This is a genomic window from Streptomyces luteolus (genome assembly GCF_029968015.1).
Classification (GTDB): domain Bacteria; phylum Actinomycetota; class Actinomycetes; order Streptomycetales; family Streptomycetaceae; genus Streptomyces; species Streptomyces luteolus.
Genome location: NZ_JASCIS010000028.1, coordinates 56,161 through 74,701 on the forward strand (window position 1 = coordinate 56,161; position 18,541 = coordinate 74,701).

An 18,541-nucleotide genomic window follows, 5' to 3' on the forward strand; every position below is an offset into this window, starting at 1 on the left:
GCCTCCGGTGCCTCTGGTTGTCCTGCTCTCGAAGCCTGCTGATCGCATCAGTCACAAAAAAAGTTCGAGATATCAGCCAGATCGTGCGACACACCGGCGGAATTGGCAGATGGCCTCAACGAAACCCCTCTACCGTGTGAGGCGTGAGCAGCAGCGGCCTCATCTACGCAGTCATTGTCGGGGCCTGGGCCGCCTACTTGGTGCCGATGTGGCTCCGTAGGCAGGACGAGCTCAACGAAGCCCGTCCGACGGAACGCTTCAGTACCGCCATCCGCCTGCTTTCCGGGCGGGCGGGGATGGAGCGTCGGTACGCCAAGGATCTGCGGGCGCGTACCGAAGGGGAAGAGCCCATGGCCGACCCGGACGCCGCGACGGAATCCCTCACGGGATCCGTCGACGTCCGGGCCTTCGCCGTGTCCGAGGACGGCGAGCAGCGCGGCGAACAGCCGAGACCGCGAGAGCAGCCGCGAGAACCCCGGCAGGAGCAGCGCCCCGCGCGCCGCCCGGCCAAGGACGAGCAGGCCGCGCATGCCGCGCGCGCCGAGAGGGCCCAGCGGGCCGCGCGCTCGGAGGCCGCAGCGGCCGCCGCGCGCGCCCGGCGCACCAAGGTGCTCGCACGCCGCCGGCGTACGACGGTGGTGCTGTTCCTCGCGTTCACGCTCGGCTCGATCGTCGCGGCCGTCGGCGGCTTCGCGTTCCTGTGGGCGCCCGGCGTGCCCGCGGTGCTCCTGAGCACGTACATCGTCTACCTGCGGGCCCAGGAGCGGCGCCGCTACACGTACACGATGGACCGGCGCCGGGCCGAGGCCGCGGCGAGGCAGCTGCGGGAGCGGCGGCCCGCCGGGCGCAGGCCCGCCCCGGCCGAGAGCACGGACGAGTCGGCCGAGGAAGGTCACGGCGCCGACCCCGCCGAGAACCCCGGCCTCTCCGCGCTCGCCGCCGACCGCCGGGCCCTGGTCGAGCAGACCGATCACGCCGAGTGGGTCGACCAGCAGCGCGAGCGGGGCCGCGGTGCGGCGCGCGGCGACAGCTGGGAGCCCGTGCCGGTGCCGCTGCCGACGTACGTCACCGCCCCGGTCGCGCCCCGCGCCACCGGCGGGATCGACCTGAGCGCCCCCGACACCTGGAGCTCGGCCCGGTCCAGCGCGGCCGGGCAGCCGAAGGAGGCGGAGGCCGAGCAGACGGCGAAGCCGGCCGAGGAGGAGCCGCGGCGGGGCACGCGCTCCGGGAGCTCCGGGAGCGAGGCGCCCGCGCGCCGGGCGGCCGCACGCCGCAGCCGCGAGCGCGGTCGCACGCCGCTCTTCGACCAGTACGCGGACGGCGACCGGCCGCGCGCGGCCAACGAGTGACGGCCGGGGATCTGACCAGCGCGGGAGCCGCGAGGGAACGGATTTCCAAGCACCCCGGTGAGGGTGCTAATGTTTCTCTCGTTGCAAGGGCCTGTGGCGCAGTCCGGTAGCGCACCTCGTTCGCATCGAGGGGGCCAGGGGTTCAAATCCCCTCAGGTCCACCGCAATTGAGAACCCCGTCGGATTCATCCGGCGGGGTTCTCGCGTTGTTCGCGCACTGTCCCCGCCCCGGGACCCGGGTGGGAGCGCGGTACGGGGCGAGGTGACGGCGAGTGGGCGGCGCTCAGCCAGGAGTGAGCGGGCTCACAGCGGTTTGGCCATGCAGCGGCTGGAGTCGTAGTGGCGGTAGTAGCCGAACTTGGCGCAGAAGGTGTAGCCCTCGGAGGCGTAGAGGGCGATGGCCTCGGGCTGCTGGTCGCCGGTCTCCAGGACCATGCGGGTACGGCCGGCGGCGCGGGCGTCGGCCTCCAGGAGCGCGAGTATGCGGCGGGCCAGGCCCTGGCCGCGGGCCTGCTCGATCACGTACATCCGCTTGATCTCGGCGTCGCCGTCCGCGTAGCCCTCGTCGTTGGCGTCCTGGGTGCGCCAGCCGCCGGTGGCGACGGGGCGGTCGAGGGCGTCGTGGGCGAGCAGGAAGAGGCCGTGCGGGGGCTGGAACATCGACGGGGCGAGCGGGGTGGCGTCGCCCTCTTCCTCGCCGTAGCGCTGGGCGTACTCCCGCAGTACCTCGTTGCTGAGCTTGATCGCGTCGGGGTGGTCGTACGGCGTCGGTCTGATGTCCATGCGCTCCAGTGTGCCGGTACCGTGTCGGGGTGCTGAATGTGACCACCGTGAACGTGAACGGGCTGCGTGCCGCCGCCAAGAAGGGCTTCGTGGAGTGGCTGGCCGCGACCGACGCCGACGCCGTGTGCCTGCAGGAAGTGCGGGCCGAGGCGGCACAGCTGCCGGACTCGGTGCGGGCGCCGGAGGGCTGGCACGTGGTGCACGCGCCCGCGGCGGCGAAGGGCCGCGCGGGTGTCTCGCTCTACACGCGGCGCGAGCCCGACCGGGTGCGGATCGGCTGGGGTTCGCAGGAGTTCGACTCCAGCGGGCGGTACGTCGAGGTGGATCTGCCGGGCGTGACGGTGGCGAGCCTGTATCTGCCCTCGGGTGAGGTCGGCACGGACCGGCAGGACGAGAAGGAGCGGTTCATGGCCGAATTCCTCGTCCACCTGCGGGAGTTGAAGGAGCTGGCCGCGGCCGACGGCCGCGAGGTCGTGGTGTGCGGCGACTGGAACATCGCCCACCAGGAGGCCGACCTCAAGAACTGGAAGGGCAACAGGAAGAACGCCGGGTTCCTGCCCGAGGAGCGGGCCTGGCTGAGCGAGGTCCTGGAGGCCTACGTCGACGTGGTGCGCGAGCTGCACCCGGACGTCGAGGGGCCGTACTCGTGGTGGTCGTACCGCGGGCGGGCCTTCGACAACGACACGGGCTGGCGGATCGACTACCAGATGGCGACGCCGGGCCTCGCGGGCAAGGCGGTCAAGGCGTACGTGGAGCGGGCCGCGACGCACGCCGAGCGGTGGAGCGACCACGCGCCGGTGACGGTGGTCTACGACCTGTAGGGGGCGTCTCCCCGTCCCCTGGGCGCCCGGGCTCACCTGTAGACGCCCGCGCCTTACGGATTGCTGAGGCGGCGGTCCATGGCCAGGGAGAGTTCCGCCTCCACGACCGCCTTCGCGAGCGGGCGCAGCTTCTCGGGGTCGGACTCGGGGGTGTGGTCGCGCAGGATCGTCATGAACAACTCGGCCATGGCGTCGGCGTGTTCACGTACCTTGCGGCCGGCCGCGAGTACCTCGGCGAGCGGGACGCCTTCGCGGACGAGGGCCGCCGAGACGTCGAGCAGGCGGCGGCTGATGTGCACGATCTCGTCGCCGTCGGTGCCGATGTACCCGAGGTCCAGGGCCGCCTGGAGGTTCTCCGGGGTGACCTCGCCCTCGAAGTAGTCCGCCAGTTCCTCGGGGGTGAGGCGGACCGGGGTCTCCTCGGTGGGGGCTCCGGCGAGGCCGAGGATCTCGCCGACGTCGCGGCCGGACTCGAAGGCGTCGGTGAGGTCGGCGATGGCGTTGAGGGTGTGGCCGCGTTCCAGGAGTGCGGTGATCGTGCGCAGGCGGGCCAGGTGGTGCTCGTCGTACCAGGCGATGCGGCCCTCGCGGCGGGGCGGGGGGAGCAGCTTGCGCTCGCGGTAGAAGCGCAGGGTGCGCACGGTGATGCCGGCCGCGGCGGCCAGTTCGTCCATGCGGTATTCGCGGGGGGCGCGGTTCTGCGGTTCTTCGGGCACGCCCCGACCCTATGACAAGCGCTGTGGCCCGTAAGGGGCCCGTTGAGGGGCGGTGGTCGGGCGACGGGTGGGAGTACCGGCGGTAACTTTCTTCGGTCCGACCCCTACCCATGAGTAAGGAGCTGCTCTACTCTCCCAACTGCGCCAGTAATCACTGGCATAGTCGTGGAGTGCGGGAGGCGGCGGCATGGCCGAGCAGGAGCGCGAGCGCGAGCACGTGCGGGTGGCGGTGATCGGGTCGGGGTTCGGCGGGCTCGGTGCCGCCGTCCGGCTGCGCCGCGAGGGCATCACCGACTTCGTCGTCCTGGAGCGGGCCGACTCGGTGGGCGGCACGTGGCGGGACAACAGCTATCCGGGGTGCGCCTGCGACGTGCCCTCGCACCTGTACTCCTTCTCGTTCGCCCCCAACCCGGACTGGCCGCGCGCCTTCTCCGGGCAGGAACACATCCGGGCGTACCTGGAGCATGTCGCGGACGTCTTCCGGCTGCGGCCGCACATCCGCTTCAACTCCGAGGTGACGCGGATGCGTTGGAACGCCGAGGAGCTGCACTGGGAGATAGAGACGGCACGCGGCAGCCGCCTCACCGCCGACGTCGTCGTCTCGGCGGCGGGGCCGCTCTCCGACCCGAAGACGCCGGACATCCCCGGCCTCGACTCCTTCGAGGGCAAGGTCTTCCACTCGGCGCGCTGGGACCACGACTACGACCTGCGCGGCAAGCGCGTCGCGATGGTCGGCACGGGTGCGTCGGCGATCCAGATCGTGCCCGCGATCCAGCGCGAGGTCGGCAGCCTCACCCTCTTCCAGCGCACCCCGCCGTGGGTCATGCCGCGGGCCGACCGGGCCATCAGCGGCGTCGAGCGCTGGCTGCACCGGCAGCTGCCGTTCACCACGCAGGCGCGGCGCGGCGTGCTGTGGGGCATCCGGGAACTCCAGGTGCAGGCCTTCACCAAGCGGCCGAACGAGCTGGGCATGGTCGAGTCCCTGGCCAAGGCCAACATGCGGCGCGCGATCAAGGATCCGGCGCTGCGGGCCAAGCTGACCCCGGACTACCGCATCGGCTGCAAGCGCATCCTGCTGTCCAACACGTACTACCCGGCCCTCGCGCGGCCCAACGTGGACGTCGTCGCGAGCGGTCTCACCGAGGTGCGGGGCAACACGGTCGTGGCCGCCGACGGCACCGAGGCCGAGGTCGACGCGATCATCTTCGGCACCGGCTTCCACGTCACGGACATGCCGATCGCGGAGCGCGTCATCGGCGCCGGGGGCAGCACGCTAGCCGAGCACTGGAAGGGCGGCGTGCAGTCGATGCGCGGCGCGGCCGTCGACGGCTTCCCCAACTTCCTGACCGTCATCGGCCCCAACACCGGGCTCGGCAACTCCTCGATGATCCTGATGATCGAGGCCCAGTTGAACTATCTCGCCGACTACATGCGGCAGTTGGACGTCCTCGGTGGCAGGGCGGCGCTCGACGCCAGGCCCGCCGCCGTCACCTCCTGGAACGCGAAGGTCCAGGAGCGGATGAAGCGCACCGTGTGGAACACCGGCGGCTGCACCAGCTGGTACCTCGACGAGAACGGTGTCAACACCACCGTCTGGCCCGGCACCACCACCGAGTTCCGCGCGGCCACGAAGCGCGTGGACCTCGGGGAGTACGAGGTCGTACGGCCGCCCAAGGACGCCGGGACGGACCGGCCTTCCGGGAAGGGCCGCAAGAAGAAGGTCGAGGCCGGAGCATGAGCCGGCTGACCCACGTCGCATCCGGGCCCTACGCCCCGCCCGCCGCCGCCCGCGAGCTCACCGCGGTCTCCGCGGACGGCTCCCGCCTCCACGTCGAGATGCACGGCCCCCTCGACGACCCCGCGGCTCCCGTCGTGGTGCTCGCCCACGGCTGGACCTGCTCGACCGCCTTCTGGGCCGCGCAGATACGGGAGTTGGCGCGCGATCACCGTGTCATCGCGTACGACCAGCGCGGGCACGGGCGCAGCCCGGCGGCCCCCGACGCCTCCGGCTACAGCGCGCGGGCGCTCGCCGACGACCTGGAGGCGGTGCTCGGCGCGGCCCTCGCGCCCGGCGAGAAGGCCGTGCTCGTGGGGCACTCCATGGGCGGTATGACGCTGATGGCCGCTGCCGGGCGGGCGAAGCTGAAGGAGCACGCCGCCGCCGTACTGCTCTGCAGCACCGGCGGCTGGAACCTCCTCGACGAGGCGACCGTCGTCCCGATGCGCGCGGGCAAGCTGCGCACGAGGCTCACCAAGGCCGTGCTCGGCTCGCGGGCCCCGCTCGGGCCGGTCACACCCGTCGGGAAGAAGGTGCTGCGGTTCGCGACCATGGGCCCCGGCTCGGCGCCGGACAAGGTCGAGGCCTGCGCCCGGATCGTGCACGCCTGCCCGCGCCTCGTGCGGTACGGCTGGTCGCACGTACTGGAGACGCTCGATCTGGCCGCGGACGTACGGCGGTTGACCGCGCCGACCGCCGTGCTCGTCGGCACCGTCGACCGGCTGACGCCCGCCGTGCACTCCCGGGCCCTGGTCGCCGCGCTGCCGAACTGCGTGGGCCTCACCGAGCTGCCGGGACTCGGCCACATGACCCCGGTGGAGGCGCCGGGGGCGGTCAGCGGGAAGATCCGGGAACTCGTCGGTACGTACGTACGGAACGAAAAGGTCAGGGAGGGCGCATGAGCAAGGTCAGCCTGGAAGGGCAGGTCGCCGTCGTCACCGGGGCGGCGCGCGGCGTGGGTGAGCTGCTCGCCCGCAAGCTGTCGGCGCGCGGGGCCAAGGTCGCGCTGGTCGGCCTCGAACCGGACGAGCTGAAGCTGGTCTCGGAGCGGCTGCACAGCGAGAGCGACTACTGGCACGCCGACGTCACCGACCACGAGGCCATGGCGCGGGTCGCGCAGGAGGTCAAGGAGCGGTTCGGGAAGGTCGACATCGTCGTCGCCAACGCGGGTGTGGCCAGCGGCGGTCCGTTCACCGAGTCCGACCCGGTGGCGTGGCGGCGGGTGATCGAGGTCAACCTGATCGGCTCCGCGGTGACCGGCCGCGCGTTCCTGCCGGTCCTGATGGAGTCGCGCGGCTACCTGCTGCAGATCGCCTCGCTCGCGGCGCTCACTCCGGCGCCGATGATGAGCGCGTACTGCGCGTCCAAGTCCGGCGTGGAGGCGTACGCGCACTCGCTGCGCGCCGAGGTCGGCTACAAGGGCGTGAAGGTCGGCGTGGGCTACCTGTCGTGGACCGACACCGACATGGTGCGCGGGGCGGACTCGGACGACGTGATGCGGGAGCTGCGGCAGCGGCTTCCGTGGCCGTCGAACAAGACGTACCCGCTCGGGCCTGCCGTGGACCGGATCGTGGCGGGGATCGAGCGGCGCTCGGCGCATGTGTACGCGCAGTGGTGGCTGCGCGGGATGCAGTCCCTGCGGGGGTATCTGCCGGGGGTCATCGCTACCGTCGGGCAGCGGGAGATGCGGAGGTTCGAGCCTCGGCTCGGGGAGGTTTCGCGGGGGCTCGTCGGAGCGGGGGGTGCGGCGGACGACGCTGCCCGTCGGGGCTGAGGTCGCACGTCATGTGACCGTCGTCGTGGGGCTGTGCCCACCCTCCCCCAAGCTCTCGGCTTCGCTCGAGCAGGGGGGACCCCCATCGCCCTGCGGAACATCTGCCCACAGCAGTGCAGAAAGGTGCGCCCGTACGTTTCGTACGGGCGCACCTTCACGTGCCTGCGGCGAGCGTCAGGACTCGTAGTTCTGGTTGAACCGGTCCTGCTGTTCCTGCGTCGTGCGCTCGCGTTCGTCGCGGAGGTCCGAGTTGCGCTCCGAGGCCTGCTCGCGGGCCTGCTGGCCGCGCTGCGGGTCCTGCTGACCGCGCTGCTGCTCCTGCTGGCCGCGCTGGGGCTGCTGCTGACCGCGCTGCGGGTCCTGCTGGCCGCGCTGGGGCTGCTGTTGACCGCGCTGCGGCTGCTGGCCGCGCTGCGGGGTCTCTTCCTTCGAGCCCATCGCGTCCTTGGCCTTGTTGCGGAGCTCTTCGGACTTCTCGTTGAACTGGTCCTTCATGCCCATGTGTTTTCACTCCTGGGAAGTGGTGGGGTGGGGCGAGACTCAGCCTTGCACGGGGGGATGAAAGCCGCATTTCGATCTGTCGCACTCCGTTACCGGCCAGGTCACAGCCCTCTCGGCGGCAGTTTCGGCCGCCGCCGGTCCGGGACGTCGGAGTGGTCCGGCGGCACGGCCGCCGGGTGCCGCTCCAGGAGGTCGAGCGCGAGCCTTACGGCGTCGTCGAGTTGGGCGTGCCGGCCCTCCGCCCAGTCCAGCGGGGTGCGCAGCACTTCGAGGTCCGGCTCGACACCCTTGTTCTCGATCTCCCAGCCGTACGCGTCGAACCACGCGGCGTTCATCGGCACCGTGATGACCGTGCCGTCGCCGAGCCGGTGCCGCCCGGTCATGCCGACCACGCCGCCCCAGGTGCGCTGACCGACGACCGGTCCGAGCCCGAGCAGCTTGAACGCGGCCGTGATCATGTCGCCGTCGGAGGAGGTCGCCTCGTCCGCGAGGGCAACGACCGGGCCGCGCGGGGCATTTGAGGCGTACGAGACGGGCTGGGCGTTGCGGGTCAGGTCCCAGCCGAGGATCGTGCGGGTGAGCTTCTCGATCACCAACTCGCTGATGTGGCCGCCCGCGTTGCCCCGTACGTCCACGATCAGGGCCGGGCGGGACATCTCCATGCGCAGGTCGCGGTTGAACTGGGCCCAGCCCGAGCCGCCCATGTCCGGGATGTGCAGATAGCCGCACTTGCCGTGGCTCAACTCCCGTACGACCTCCCGGCGTTTGGCCACCCAGTCCTGGTAGCGCAGGGGGCGCTCGTCGACCAGCGGGACCACGGCCACGCGGCGCGCGCGACCCTCGCCCTCGGCCGGCTGGAAGGTCAGCTCGACGGTCGTGCCGCCCGCGCCCGCCAGCAGCGGATAGGGGCCCCGCACCGGGTCGACCGGCCGGCCGTCGACGTGGGTGAGCACCGCGCCCTCGCGGATGCCGGCGCCCGCGAGCGGGGAGCGGGCCTTGGAGTCCGAGGACTCGCCGGGCAGGATCCGCTTGACCAGCCAGACCCCGTCCCGGCAGACCAGGTTGGCGCCGAGCAGGCCCTGGGCGCGCTGGTAGTGCGGCGGGCCCTCGTTGCGCCGCGCGGGCGTGACGTACGCGTGCGACGTGCCCAGTTCGCCGAGGACCTCGCGGAGCAGGTCGGCGAACTCGTCGGGGGACGCGACCCGTTCGACCAGCGGGCGGTACTGGTCGAGCACCGCGTCCCAGTCGACGCCGCACATGCCGGGGTCCCAGAAGTAGGCGCGGATGATCCGGCCCGCCTCCGCGTACGACTGGCGCCACTCGGCGGCCGGGTCGACCTCGTGCATGACGCGCCGCAGGTCGATCCAGACCGTGGAGTCGCCGTCGCCGGGCTCGGTGGCGGGCACGGCGCGCAGCTCGCCCTCGTCCACGACGACCAGGCGACTGCCGTCGCCGCTGAGCGCGAACATGTCGAGGTGGTCGACCAGCTCGGTCCTGCGGGCCTTGGCGATGTTGAAGTGCTCCAGGCTCGGCCGGCCCGAGGTGTCCGTGGGGTTGGCGAAGGTCTCGCCGAGCGCGCCGGAGATCGGCCAGCGCATCCAGACCAGGCCGCCGCCGCTCACCGGCTGCAGCGCGGAGTACTTGGACGCGGCCACCGGGAACGGCGTGACCCGGTTCTCCAGGCCCTCGGTCTCCACGATGACGGTCTTGCCCTCGCCTGCGGACTCGTCCGGATCGAGCCCGCCCGCCGCGGGCCGCCCGTGCGGCGAGAGCGCGAACGGCGAGGGCGTGGCCGAGGACAGCGGTACGAGATAGGGGCGGCAGCCGAGCGGGAAGGAGAGGTCGCCGGTGTGCACGTCGTAGACCGGGTCGAAGCCGCGCCAGGACAGGAACGCCAGATAGCGGCCGTCCCGCGTGAACACCGGATTCTCGTCCTCGAAGCGGCCGTTGGTGACGTCGACGATCGTGCGGTCCTTGATCCGGGCCAGCTTGATCTGCCGCAGCGAGCGGCCGATCCCCGGGTGCGACCAGGCGAGCCAGGCCCCGTCGGGGGAGAACGCGAGGTCGCGCACGGGCCCGTTGATGGACCGGATCAGCTCGGTGACCTCCCCGGTGGACTCCTCCGTCCCCGCGGCGTCAGCCGCATTTTCGGACACAGTGAGGAGCAGCAGCCGCCCGTCGTCCGAGGCGATGGCGAGGCGTTCGCCTTCCGGGTCGGCGATCATCTCCTGCACGATGCCGAGTTCGCCCGAGGCGAGCCGGCGCGGCTCCCGGTCGCCGCTGGCCCGCGGCAGGTAGGCGATCTCGACGGCGTCCGCGCCGTCCGCGCTCGTGATGTACGCGACCTGGCCGCCCGGGCCGGTCATCTCGGGCAGCCTGACCCGTACGCCAGGGCTGTCCGTGATCGTGCGGGCCGGGCCGTCGCGGTGGGTGAGCCAGTAGAGGCTGCCGCGGACGACGACCGCGCTGGCCCGGCCCGTCTCGTCCACGGCGAGCGCGTCCAGGTTGGTGGCGGCCGGGACCTGGTAGACGCGGCGGCCGGCGCGCGGGCCGCCGAGGCGGACGTCGAGCTTGCGGGGCTTGGACCCGGCGCTCAGCTCGTCCACGATCCACAGCTCGCCCGCGCACTGGTAGACGACGCGCTCGCCGTCGCCGGCGGCGTGCCGGGCGTAGAAGCTGTCGTGGTCGGTGTGGCGGCGCAGGTCGGAGCCGTCGGGGCGGCAGGAGTAGAGGTTGCCGATGCCCTCGTGGTCGGAGAGGAAGGCGATCCGGCCGTCGACGAACATCGGGCTGGAGAAGTGCCCGTGCAGATCCGGGAGCAGTCGCTCGCCGTGCAGCCAGAGCCGTCCGGTGGCGCCGCCGCGGTACCGCTTCCAGGCGGCCGGCTCGTGCGGGGGCCGGCCGGTGAGCAGCAGGGTGCGGCGCTCCCCGTCGAGCTCGCCGACCGCGATGTCGTCCACCGGGCCCCAGGGCAGCTTGCCGCCCGGGGAGCCGTCGGTGTGCACGGTGTAGGCCCAGGTGAAGTACGAGAAGGGCTGGCCGTGGGAGGCGACGGCGAGGATGTCGCCGTCGGGGGACCAGCCGCACACCTTGGTGTCGGTACTGCCCCAGTAGCTGAGCCGGGTGGCCGGTCCGCCCGAGACCGGGACGACATGGATCTCCGGGTCGAGACTGCGCCAGGTCGTGAACGCGATCCGGGTGCCGTCGGGGGAGAAGCGGGGATGGCCGATCCGGGTGCGGTCCACGGTCAGCCGCCAGGCCCGCTCGGGGACCGCTCCCTCCGGGGCGATGGGGGCCACCCAGAGATCGTCCTCGGCGGCGAAGCAGAGGAGGTTGTTGTGCAGATGCGGAAAGCGGAGGTATGCGGCGTCTCTCACGTCACCATGCTTTTCCCGTACGAAGGGTGCGGCAACCTGAGACACAGCACCCGGCACGGCGCGCACCGGCACAGGCCTCCGCCTACGGGTGACTCACACGGTGGAAGAGGTGGTGGGCGTGGCCGTGACCGCGTACGTGCGGCGCAGGAAGCGGACCAGGGCGACGCAGTCGAACTGGAGCACCATCACCCCGGACTCGGAGTGGAACTCGATCACCGCCTGCACCCGGCCGCACGGCCAGACCCGTACGGAGCCGGTGCCGGTCGGTGTGCGCAGGCCCTTCTCCAGGAGCGCGCGCGGCAGGTCCCACTCGACGTCGCCCGGCGATCCGGGGACCGCGACGCGGATGTCCGCGTCCGGCGCCTCGGGGTCGTACCGCAGGGCGACGCGGATCGCGCGGTGGCCGTCCGGGGCATCGGTGACGAGATGGGCCCGTGCTTTTTCCTCGACCACGGCGGCGGACATCGCGCGCTCCTCAACTTCATCGAACCGACGGCGAACACTCAGGGCGTTCCGGCATTCCGGCGTTACATCCCTAATGTCGCATATTTCCCGGGAGCTGCTCTGGGCGAAGTGACGTCCGCCTCACGTGACATACCGGACAAAACCCCGTCGTGATCGGGTGGTTGAGCAGTCACGATCCGGGGTACCGCACGGCAGTCGCACCAGCTCCGCTTCCTCCTCGCCCCGACGCCTGCCCGAAAATCCTGCGCGCAGCCCCCCGAGCGCCCCGGAATCCGCATCGGTAGATGAACGTTGCACCGTAGAACGTTGCACCATAGAGGGTCGGCACGTGACGAAGCCGGACACAGCAGCAGACGGAAAGGGCGGGGACGTGGACGTCCAGGGCAGTGTGGCGTCGGGGTTCGGTCCCGTCGAGGACGCCTTCGTGAGGAACTTCGCCGAGCGGGGCGAGCGCGGCGCCGCCGTCGCGGTCTACCGGCACGGCCGCAAGGTCGTCGACCTGTGGGGAGGCACCCGGGACGTGGACGGCGACGAGCCCTGGCAGCAGGGCACCGCCCAGATCGTCCGCTCCGCGACCAAGGGCGTCGCCGCCGCCGTCCCGCTGCTCCTGCACCAGCGCGGACTGCTGGACCTGGACGCCCCCGTGGGCACGTACTGGCCCGAGTTCAAGGCCCACGGCAAGGAGCGGACCCTCGTACGCCACCTGCTCTCGCACCGCGCGGGCGTGCCCGCGCTCGACCACCCCATAGCCATGGCCGACCTCGGCACCGGACCCGAGGCGGTCGCCGCGCAGGCCCCCGCCTGGGAGCCCGGCACCGACCACGGCTACCACGCGCAGACGTACAGCTGGCTCGTCGGCGAGCTGGTGCGGCGCGTGACCGGGCGGACCATCGAGCGCTGGCTGGCCGAGGAGCTGGCCGGGCCGGCCGGCCTCGACCTGTGGCTCGGGCTGCCCGCCGGGCAGGCGCACCGCGTCGGCCGGGTCGGGCCCGTCGAGCCGCCCGAGCCGTCGGGCGGAAGCGCGCTGCGGCTGCGGCCCAAGCGGAACGTCGCCGAGGCCTACGCGGACCCGTCCTCGCTGACCCGGCGGGCGTTCGCCGCGCTCAGCACGCCCGACGAGAACTCCGCCGCGTACCGCGCCGCCGAGCTGCCCGGCTCCAACGGCATCGCCACCGCCCGCGCCCTGGCCCGCTTCTACGCCGGACTGATCGGTGAAGTCGACGGCCACGCCCGCCTGTTCGCGCCCGCGACGCTCGCTCTCGCGCGTACGGAGGAGTCGGCGGGGCCCGACCGGGTGCTCGTCGTGAACACCCGCTTCGGCCCCGGCTACATGCTGCACGGCCCCGCGTCCCCGCTGCTCGCCCCCGGCTCCTTCGGCCACCCCGGCCGCGGCGGCCCCCTCGCGTTCGCCGACCCGGAGTCCGGGATCGCGTTCGGGTACGTGACGAATGGGCTCCAGAAGGGGGTTACGGCGGATCCTCGGGCGCAGGCCCTTGTACGGGCGGTACGCGGGGTCATCGGCTGAGGTCGGCTGGGCCACCCCCAGGGGGCTCCGCCCCCGGCCCCCGCTCCTCAATCGCCGGAGGGGCTTTCCTTGCCCGTCGTTCGGCTTTCGCGCCGTCGTGGCTGGTCGCGCCCCGTGGCGGAGCCGCAAATGTCACAGCCCAGCGCCCCTATCGGGGCACTTCACCCAGCGCCGCCCGCACAACTCAGCCCGTCCGGCGTTTGAGGACGAGCGCCTCAGCGCGATCGGGGGTCTGGGGGCTTGCCCCCAGGGCTGTCCGCAGGACTTTCGGGCAGGGGCGGGGAGGGGAGAAAAACCGCCTACCCCACGTGCAGCATCAACCCGATCCCCACCACCATCAACCCCGCCGCCGCGATCCTCGGTGTGCCGAACTTCTCCTTGAAGAAGATCGCGCCGATCGCCGCGCCCACGATGATCGACGACTCCCGCAGCGCCGCGATCGGCGCGAGTGCCGCGCGGGTCTGGGCCCACAGGACGAGTCCGTACGCCGCGACCGAGAGGCCCGCGCCGAGCAGGCCGTGGACCGCGTGCGGGCGCAGCAGCCCGGGGAGTCGGGAGCGGTGCCGGTAGAGGGCGTACGCCGGGATCGAGAGGCCTTCCAGGATCATCAGCCAGGCGATGTAGCCGAGCGGGGTGCCGGAGGCGCGTACGCCCACGCCGTCCACCACCGTGTACGCGGCGATGGACAGCCCCGTCGCGAGCGCGGCGAGCAGCGCGGGCCAGTGCGGGCGGCGGCCCGAGCCGCGGATGCCCCACAGGGCGAGGCCGACGAGGCCCGCGGAGGCGACGACCACGCCGGTCAGCTGCCAGCCGTCGATGCGCTCACCGACGAAGACGGCCGCGGCGACGGTCACGACGAGCGGCGCCGTACCGCGCGCGATCGGATACATCTGGCCGAAGTCGCCGAGGGTGAACGACCGCATCAGCAGCGCCTGGTAGGCCACGTGCAGGACCGCGGAGGCGATCAGGGCCGGCCAGGCACCGGCGGCCGGGAACGGGGCGAAGCAGGCGAGGACGGCGCCGATCAGGGCGCCGCCGCCGGATATCAGGGTGAACGCGACCAGCTGGTCCTTGATGCGGTGGGCCATCGCGTTCCAGCTGGCGTGCGTGACCGCGGCCAGCACGACGGCCCCCGCGACGAGCGGCGTCATCGGCCGGACTCGCGGGCCTCGCGGACCTCGCGGGCCTCGCGGACGTCCACCAGCGTGCCGCCCGCGTGCGCGACCAGGTCCTTCGGGTCCATCGGGAACACCGTGTGCGGGGTGCCCGCGGCCGCCCACACCAGGGCGTGGTCGAGCAGGCCGCGGTCGGCGAGGACCCGGGTGCGGGTGCGGTGCCCGAAGGGCGGCACCCCGCCGATCGCGTACCCGGTTGTCTCGCGTACGACATCCGCGTTCGGCCGCGTGACCTTCTCGGCGCCCAGCTCACGCCGTACGAGCTCCATGTCGACGCGCGAGGCGCCGTCCATCAGGACCAGAACCGGCACGCCGTCCGCCGCGAAGATCAGCGACTTGACGATCTCGCCGAGCGCGCAGCCGACGGCCTCGGCGGCCTGCGCCGCGGTGCGGGTGGCGTCCGGGAAGGAACGCACCCCGGACAGCACGGATTCCAGGCCGAGTTCACGCAGGGCCTCGGCGAAACGGGGGTGGGCGGTGGTGCCGGATGAGCTGGTCATGGCCGCACGCTAGCCGTACGTGTAGGCAGCATGCGACCACGATTCAGTCCGTAAGACTCACGCCCCGCCCCGCAGCACCGCCGCCACCAGCGGTCCCGCCGAGGAACCGCCGCGGCCGCCCTCCTGGATGACCGCCGCCGACGCGAGGTCGCCGCGCCAGGCGGTGAACCAGCCGTTGGGCTTCTTCTGCCCGTCGACCTCGGCCGAGCCGGTCTTGCCGCCGATGTCGGGGCCGAGCCCGGACATCGCCTCGGCGGCCGAGCCGGATGTGGCGGTGTACGTGAGGAGTTCCTTCAGCTGGGCCTGGGCCGAGGGCTTCAGCTTGCGCGGGGCCGTCGCGAGCGTGCGGTCGTCCACGTCGGGGGAGACGAGGTACGGCTGGCGGAACGTGCCCGTCTTGGCCGTCGCGATGAACGACGCCACGTTCAGCGGGTTCATCCGCACCCCGCCCTGGCCGATCAGCGAGGCGGCCATCTGCGCGTCGGACTGCACCGGCACCGCGCCGTCGAACGTCGAGACGCCGCTGGTCCAGTCGCCCTTGCCGAGCCCGAAGACCTCCTGGGCCTGCTTGGTCAGGTCGTTGTCCTTGAGCTTCTTGGCCTGCGAGATGAAGGCGGTGTTGCAGGACGCGGCGAAGCTGGAGCGGAACGTGCCGTTCTTGATCTCGAACTTCTCGACGTTCTGGAACCTCCAGCCGCCGTACGTCTCGTACTTGGGGCACGGGTGCGGCTTGTCGATGCCCGCGAGGCCCTTCTCCAGGAGCATCGACGCGGACACGATCTTGAACGTGGAGCCGGGCGCGAGCGAGCCCTGCAGCGCGACGTTCATCCCCGACGTGTTGGAGTTGGCGGCCGCGAGCACCTCGCCCGTGGACGGCTTGAGCACCACGACGGAGGCGCGCTGCCGCTTGGCCACCTCCGCCTCGGCGTTGGCCTGCGCCTTCGCGCTGATCGTGGTCTCGACGGTGCCCGGGGTGCCCTTGGTGAGCGTGAGCAGCGTCTTGTCGGGCAGCGCCTTCTCGTCGGAGTCCGAGGTGCCCGCACCCTTCTCCGCCGCCTCGGAGTCCTTGCGCACGATGCGGAGTTCGACGCCCGGCTCGCCGCCCGCCTTGTCCCCGTACTTCTCGCGCAGCGAGTCCAGGACCGTGCCGAGCGAGGGGTACTTCTGCGCGGTCAGCTCCGTACCGTCCCGGTCCACGGCCTTGATCGGTGGCTTCCCGGCCTCGTCGGCACGCAGCGAGTCGCCCTCGCGCAGCTCCGGGTGGACCACGGACGGCTGCCAGCGCACGACGGGCTCGCCGCTCTTCTCGTCGCGCACGACGGTCAGTTCGGACTCGTAGGCGAAGGGCTTGCTGGTTCCCTCGTACGAGGCAACGGCCGACACCGAGAACGGCACCTTCCGGCCCGACGCCTTGCCCGGCTCCAGCTTCACCTCGGTGAGGTGGGCGTCCTTGCGGTACGAGGCCAGGGCGGCGCGGGCGGCCTTGGCGTCGTCCGTCCGCGCGGCCGCCGCGGCGGCGTCGCCCTTGGCCCACGCGGTGAGGAACTCCGCGCTGGTGGACCGGACTTCGGCGGCGCTCGGCGGGCCCAGCTCCTCCTTCTTCGGCTCACCGGCGGCGGTCCTGTCGCTGCCCTGGCTGCCGCCGTTCTCGCTTCCGCCGCCGGCCAGGGCGTACGCGGTGAAGCCCGCACCGGCCGCGACCGCGACGACGGCGGCCCCGATCAGGGCGATCTTGGCCTCCTTGCGCATCCCGCTCCTGGAGCCCACCGCTCCGGTGCCGTGCCCGCCCTCGGGTTCCATGCGCTCTCTCCTGCCCACAGCTGCTCGTTCCGCGGATGCCCGCGCTTGCCGGTGTTGCTTCGCGGATGCCCGCGCTTGCCGGTTGTTGCTTCGCGGATGCCCGCGCTTGCCGGTGTTGCTTCGCGGATGCCCGCGCTTGCCGGTTGTTGCTTCGCGGATGCCCGCGCCTTCCGACCGGACCTGCCGGATGGGCACCCTATAGGCCGTAAGTGACAACTCTCACCGGCCGGGTGGCCCGGCCCGCACCCCTCCTGGTCAGCCGCCTGCCGCTGCCTCCGTCAACCGCCTGCCGCCGCCCCGTACCGGAACGGCCCGCGGCCCGTCAGCCGCCCGCCCGCAGCACCTCGGCGACGATCGGCCCCGCGACGTCCCCGCCGTGCCCGCCCTTCTGCACCATCGCGGCGGCCGCCATGTCCCCGCGGTACGCGGTGAACGCGCTGTCGGACCGCTCCTGCCCGTCGACCTCCGCCGAGCCGGTCTTGGCGCCGATGTCCCCGCCGAGCCCCGCCATCGCGCGGGCCCCGGTGCCGCTGAGGGCGGTGCGGCGCATCATCCGGCGCAGCTGCTCGGCGGTGGATCCGTTCAGCGGGGTGGCCGTGGCGAGCGTCCGGTCGTCGAGGGAGCGCGGCACGATCACCGGCTGCCGGAAGGCGCCCGCCTTGACGGTCGCGGCGATCGACGCCAGGTTCAGCGGGTTCAGCTGCACCTGGCCCTGGCCGAGCATCGCGGCGGCGGTGTCCGGGCCGCCGGACGCGGGCACGCTGCCGTCGAACGTGACGACCCCGGTCTTCCAGTCGGCGCCGATGCCGAAGTGGCGGCGGGCCTCGGTGGTGAGGTCGTCCACCTGCACGTCGTCGGCGAACTTCACGAACGCGGTGTTGCAGGAGCGGGCGAAGCCGTCGGAGAGCGTGCCGTCCTCGTTCGGCGCGAGGCCCCGCAGGTTGGGGAACCGCTGGGACTGCCAGACCGCCGTGTCCGGGCAGGGCGCCTTGCCGTTCTCGCTGGTCAGGCCCTTGTCGATGAGCATCGCGGCGGAGATGATCTTCATCGTGGAGCCCGGCGCCAGCTTGCCGAGGAAGGCCGCGTTGAAGCCGTCCGCGCGGTGGTTGGCGACCGCCAGGATCTCCCCGCTGCTCGGCCGGAGGGCGACCACCGACGCATCGGCGTGCGGCGCGACCGCCTTCTCCGCAGCCGCCTGCACCTTCGCGCTGAGCGTCGTGCGCAGCTCGCCGGGGCGGCCCTCGGCGAGGGTGAGGAGCGTGTCGTCGGCCGTGGACCCGCCCGCCCGCTCGACCCACAGCTCCACGCCCGGGGTGCCGCCCGCCTCGTCGCCGTACCGCTCGCGCAGCGTGTCCAGGATCGGCCCGAGCGAGGGGTAATCGGCCCGCTTCAGCTCCGTCCCGTCCCGGTCCACGGCCTTGATCGGCGGCTCCGGCGCCTCGCCGACCCGCAGGGTGTCGCCCTCGCGCAGCTCCGGGTGGACCACGGACGGCTTCCAGTCGACAAGGGCCCGGCCCGAGCGTTCGCCGCGCACGATCCTCAACTCCGAGTCGTAGCGCAGCTTCTCGCTGTACTTCCCGTGCGTGACCGTGGCCGTCACGGAGAACGGCACGGTCCGGCCCTTCGGCGTGCCCGCCTTCACCCGCACCCGCTCGAACCCGGCGTCCGAGGCGAGCGCGTCGAGCGTGCGGGACGCCTCCTGCGCGAAGTCCGTGTGCGAGGCGGCCTGTTCGGCGTCCCCCTTCGCCCACGCCGACAGGAACGCCTCGGCCGTCTCGCGCACCTCCGCCTTGTCCGGCGGCCCGCTCCTCACGGCCGCCTTCCCGTCCCCCGCCCCGCCGCCGGCATCCCCGAAATCGCCGACCAGTACGTACGCCCCGTACCCGGCGCTCCCCACCATCGCGGCGAACACTCCGCCGACCAGCGCGAGTTTGGCCCCTCCACGCATCGTGCCCCTCCCCAGGGTTCTTTGAACGCG

General features: G+C 72.5%; 15 protein-coding genes and 1 tRNA gene. 7 read left to right on the forward strand and 9 right to left on the reverse strand.

Annotation, left to right across the window (positions count from 1 at the left end; translation table 11 throughout):
• Positions 1 to 143: 143 nt before the first annotated feature.
• Both sepX and QIT00_RS25150 read left to right on the forward strand, forming a co-directional pair.
• Positions 144 to 1,349, forward strand: a complete 1,206-nt coding sequence (gene sepX, locus QIT00_RS25145) for a divisome protein SepX/GlpR (RefSeq protein ID WP_282537657.1) — start codon at positions 144 to 146, stop codon at positions 1,347 to 1,349.
• Between the two features lie 87 nt (positions 1,350 to 1,436).
• Positions 1,437 to 1,510: transfer RNA gene (locus QIT00_RS25150), tRNA-Ala, on the forward strand.
• 142 nt (positions 1,511 to 1,652) lie between these two features.
• On the opposite strand, the gene QIT00_RS25155 is transcribed toward QIT00_RS25150, so the two are convergent.
• Entirely contained in the window at positions 1,653 to 2,132 is a 480-nt protein-coding gene (locus QIT00_RS25155; protein WP_282537658.1) for a GNAT family N-acetyltransferase, read from the reverse strand.
• Positions 2,133 to 2,140: 8 nt separating this feature from the next.
• Between QIT00_RS25155 and QIT00_RS25160 the strand changes: the two genes are divergently transcribed.
• Positions 2,141 to 2,953: an exodeoxyribonuclease III gene (locus QIT00_RS25160; protein ID WP_282537659.1), complete on the forward strand. Its 813-nt coding sequence runs from the start codon at positions 2,141 to 2,143 to the stop codon at positions 2,951 to 2,953.
• Positions 2,954 to 3,006: 53 nt separating this feature from the next.
• Here the strand turns inward: QIT00_RS25160 and QIT00_RS25165 are convergent, their stop codons facing one another.
• Positions 3,007 to 3,627, reverse strand: a complete 621-nt coding sequence (locus QIT00_RS25165; protein ID WP_282537692.1) for a MerR family transcriptional regulator — start codon at positions 3,625 to 3,627, stop codon at positions 3,007 to 3,009.
• A gap of 229 nt (positions 3,628 to 3,856) precedes the next feature.
• Here QIT00_RS25165 and QIT00_RS25170 point away from each other — a divergent pair, with 229 nt between their 5' ends.
• Genes QIT00_RS25170 through QIT00_RS25180 form a run of 3 tightly spaced genes read left to right on the forward strand, consistent with a single transcriptional unit; the run spans position 3,857 to position 7,220 of the window.
• The gene (locus QIT00_RS25170) at positions 3,857 to 5,407 is read left to right on the forward strand and encodes a flavin-containing monooxygenase (protein ID WP_282537660.1); all 1,551 of its coding nucleotides are present in this window, start codon (positions 3,857 to 3,859) and stop codon (positions 5,405 to 5,407) included.
• Positions 5,404 to 6,348: an alpha/beta fold hydrolase gene (locus tag QIT00_RS25175; RefSeq protein ID WP_282537661.1), complete on the forward strand. Its 945-nt coding sequence runs from the start codon at positions 5,404 to 5,406 to the stop codon at positions 6,346 to 6,348. The genes QIT00_RS25170 and QIT00_RS25175 overlap by 4 nt, the downstream gene beginning before the upstream one ends.
• Positions 6,345 to 7,220, forward strand: coding sequence for an SDR family oxidoreductase (locus tag QIT00_RS25180; RefSeq protein ID WP_282537662.1), 876 nt, complete (start codon positions 6,345 to 6,347; stop codon positions 7,218 to 7,220). The genes QIT00_RS25175 and QIT00_RS25180 overlap by 4 nt, the downstream gene beginning before the upstream one ends.
• A gap of 174 nt (positions 7,221 to 7,394) precedes the next feature.
• Here the strand turns inward: QIT00_RS25180 and QIT00_RS25185 are convergent, their stop codons facing one another.
• The 3 genes from QIT00_RS25185 to QIT00_RS25195 form a co-directional block, all read right to left on the reverse strand.
• Positions 7,395 to 7,721, reverse strand: coding sequence for a hypothetical protein (locus tag QIT00_RS25185; RefSeq protein WP_282537663.1), 327 nt, complete (start codon positions 7,719 to 7,721; stop codon positions 7,395 to 7,397).
• A 101-nt stretch (positions 7,722 to 7,822) separates the two neighbouring features.
• Positions 7,823 to 11,098 (reverse strand): S41 family peptidase, encoded by a 3,276-nt coding sequence (locus QIT00_RS25190; protein WP_282537664.1) that lies wholly within the window; start codon positions 11,096 to 11,098, stop codon positions 7,823 to 7,825.
• 93 nt (positions 11,099 to 11,191) lie between these two features.
• On the reverse strand, positions 11,192 to 11,563 hold the full coding sequence (locus QIT00_RS25195; protein ID WP_282537665.1) for an SsgA family sporulation/cell division regulator: 372 nt from the start codon (positions 11,561 to 11,563) through the stop codon (positions 11,192 to 11,194).
• Positions 11,564 to 11,933: 370 nt separating this feature from the next.
• On the opposite strand from QIT00_RS25195, the gene QIT00_RS25200 reads away from it, so the two are divergent.
• A complete protein-coding gene (locus QIT00_RS25200; RefSeq protein WP_282537693.1) occupies positions 11,934 to 13,088 on the forward strand; it encodes a serine hydrolase domain-containing protein in 1,155 nt (384 codons plus the stop codon).
• A gap of 299 nt (positions 13,089 to 13,387) precedes the next feature.
• On the opposite strand, the gene QIT00_RS25205 is transcribed toward QIT00_RS25200, so the two are convergent.
• From QIT00_RS25205 to QIT00_RS25220, 4 genes are all read right to left on the reverse strand, one after another.
• A complete protein-coding gene (locus tag QIT00_RS25205; protein WP_282537666.1) occupies positions 13,388 to 14,239 on the reverse strand; it encodes a DMT family transporter in 852 nt (283 codons plus the stop codon).
• Positions 14,236 to 14,763: a YbaK/EbsC family protein gene (locus QIT00_RS25210; protein ID WP_282537667.1), complete on the reverse strand. Its 528-nt coding sequence runs from the start codon at positions 14,761 to 14,763 to the stop codon at positions 14,236 to 14,238. Before QIT00_RS25210 ends, QIT00_RS25205 begins: the two co-directional genes overlap by 4 nt.
• A gap of 57 nt (positions 14,764 to 14,820) precedes the next feature.
• Positions 14,821 to 16,512, reverse strand: a complete 1,692-nt coding sequence (locus QIT00_RS25215) for a penicillin-binding transpeptidase domain-containing protein (RefSeq protein ID WP_282537694.1) — start codon at positions 16,510 to 16,512, stop codon at positions 14,821 to 14,823.
• A 373-nt stretch (positions 16,513 to 16,885) separates the two neighbouring features.
• Positions 16,886 to 18,511 (reverse strand): penicillin-binding transpeptidase domain-containing protein, encoded by a 1,626-nt coding sequence (locus QIT00_RS25220; protein WP_282537668.1) that lies wholly within the window; start codon positions 18,509 to 18,511, stop codon positions 16,886 to 16,888.
• Positions 18,512 to 18,541: the final 30 nt, after the last annotated feature.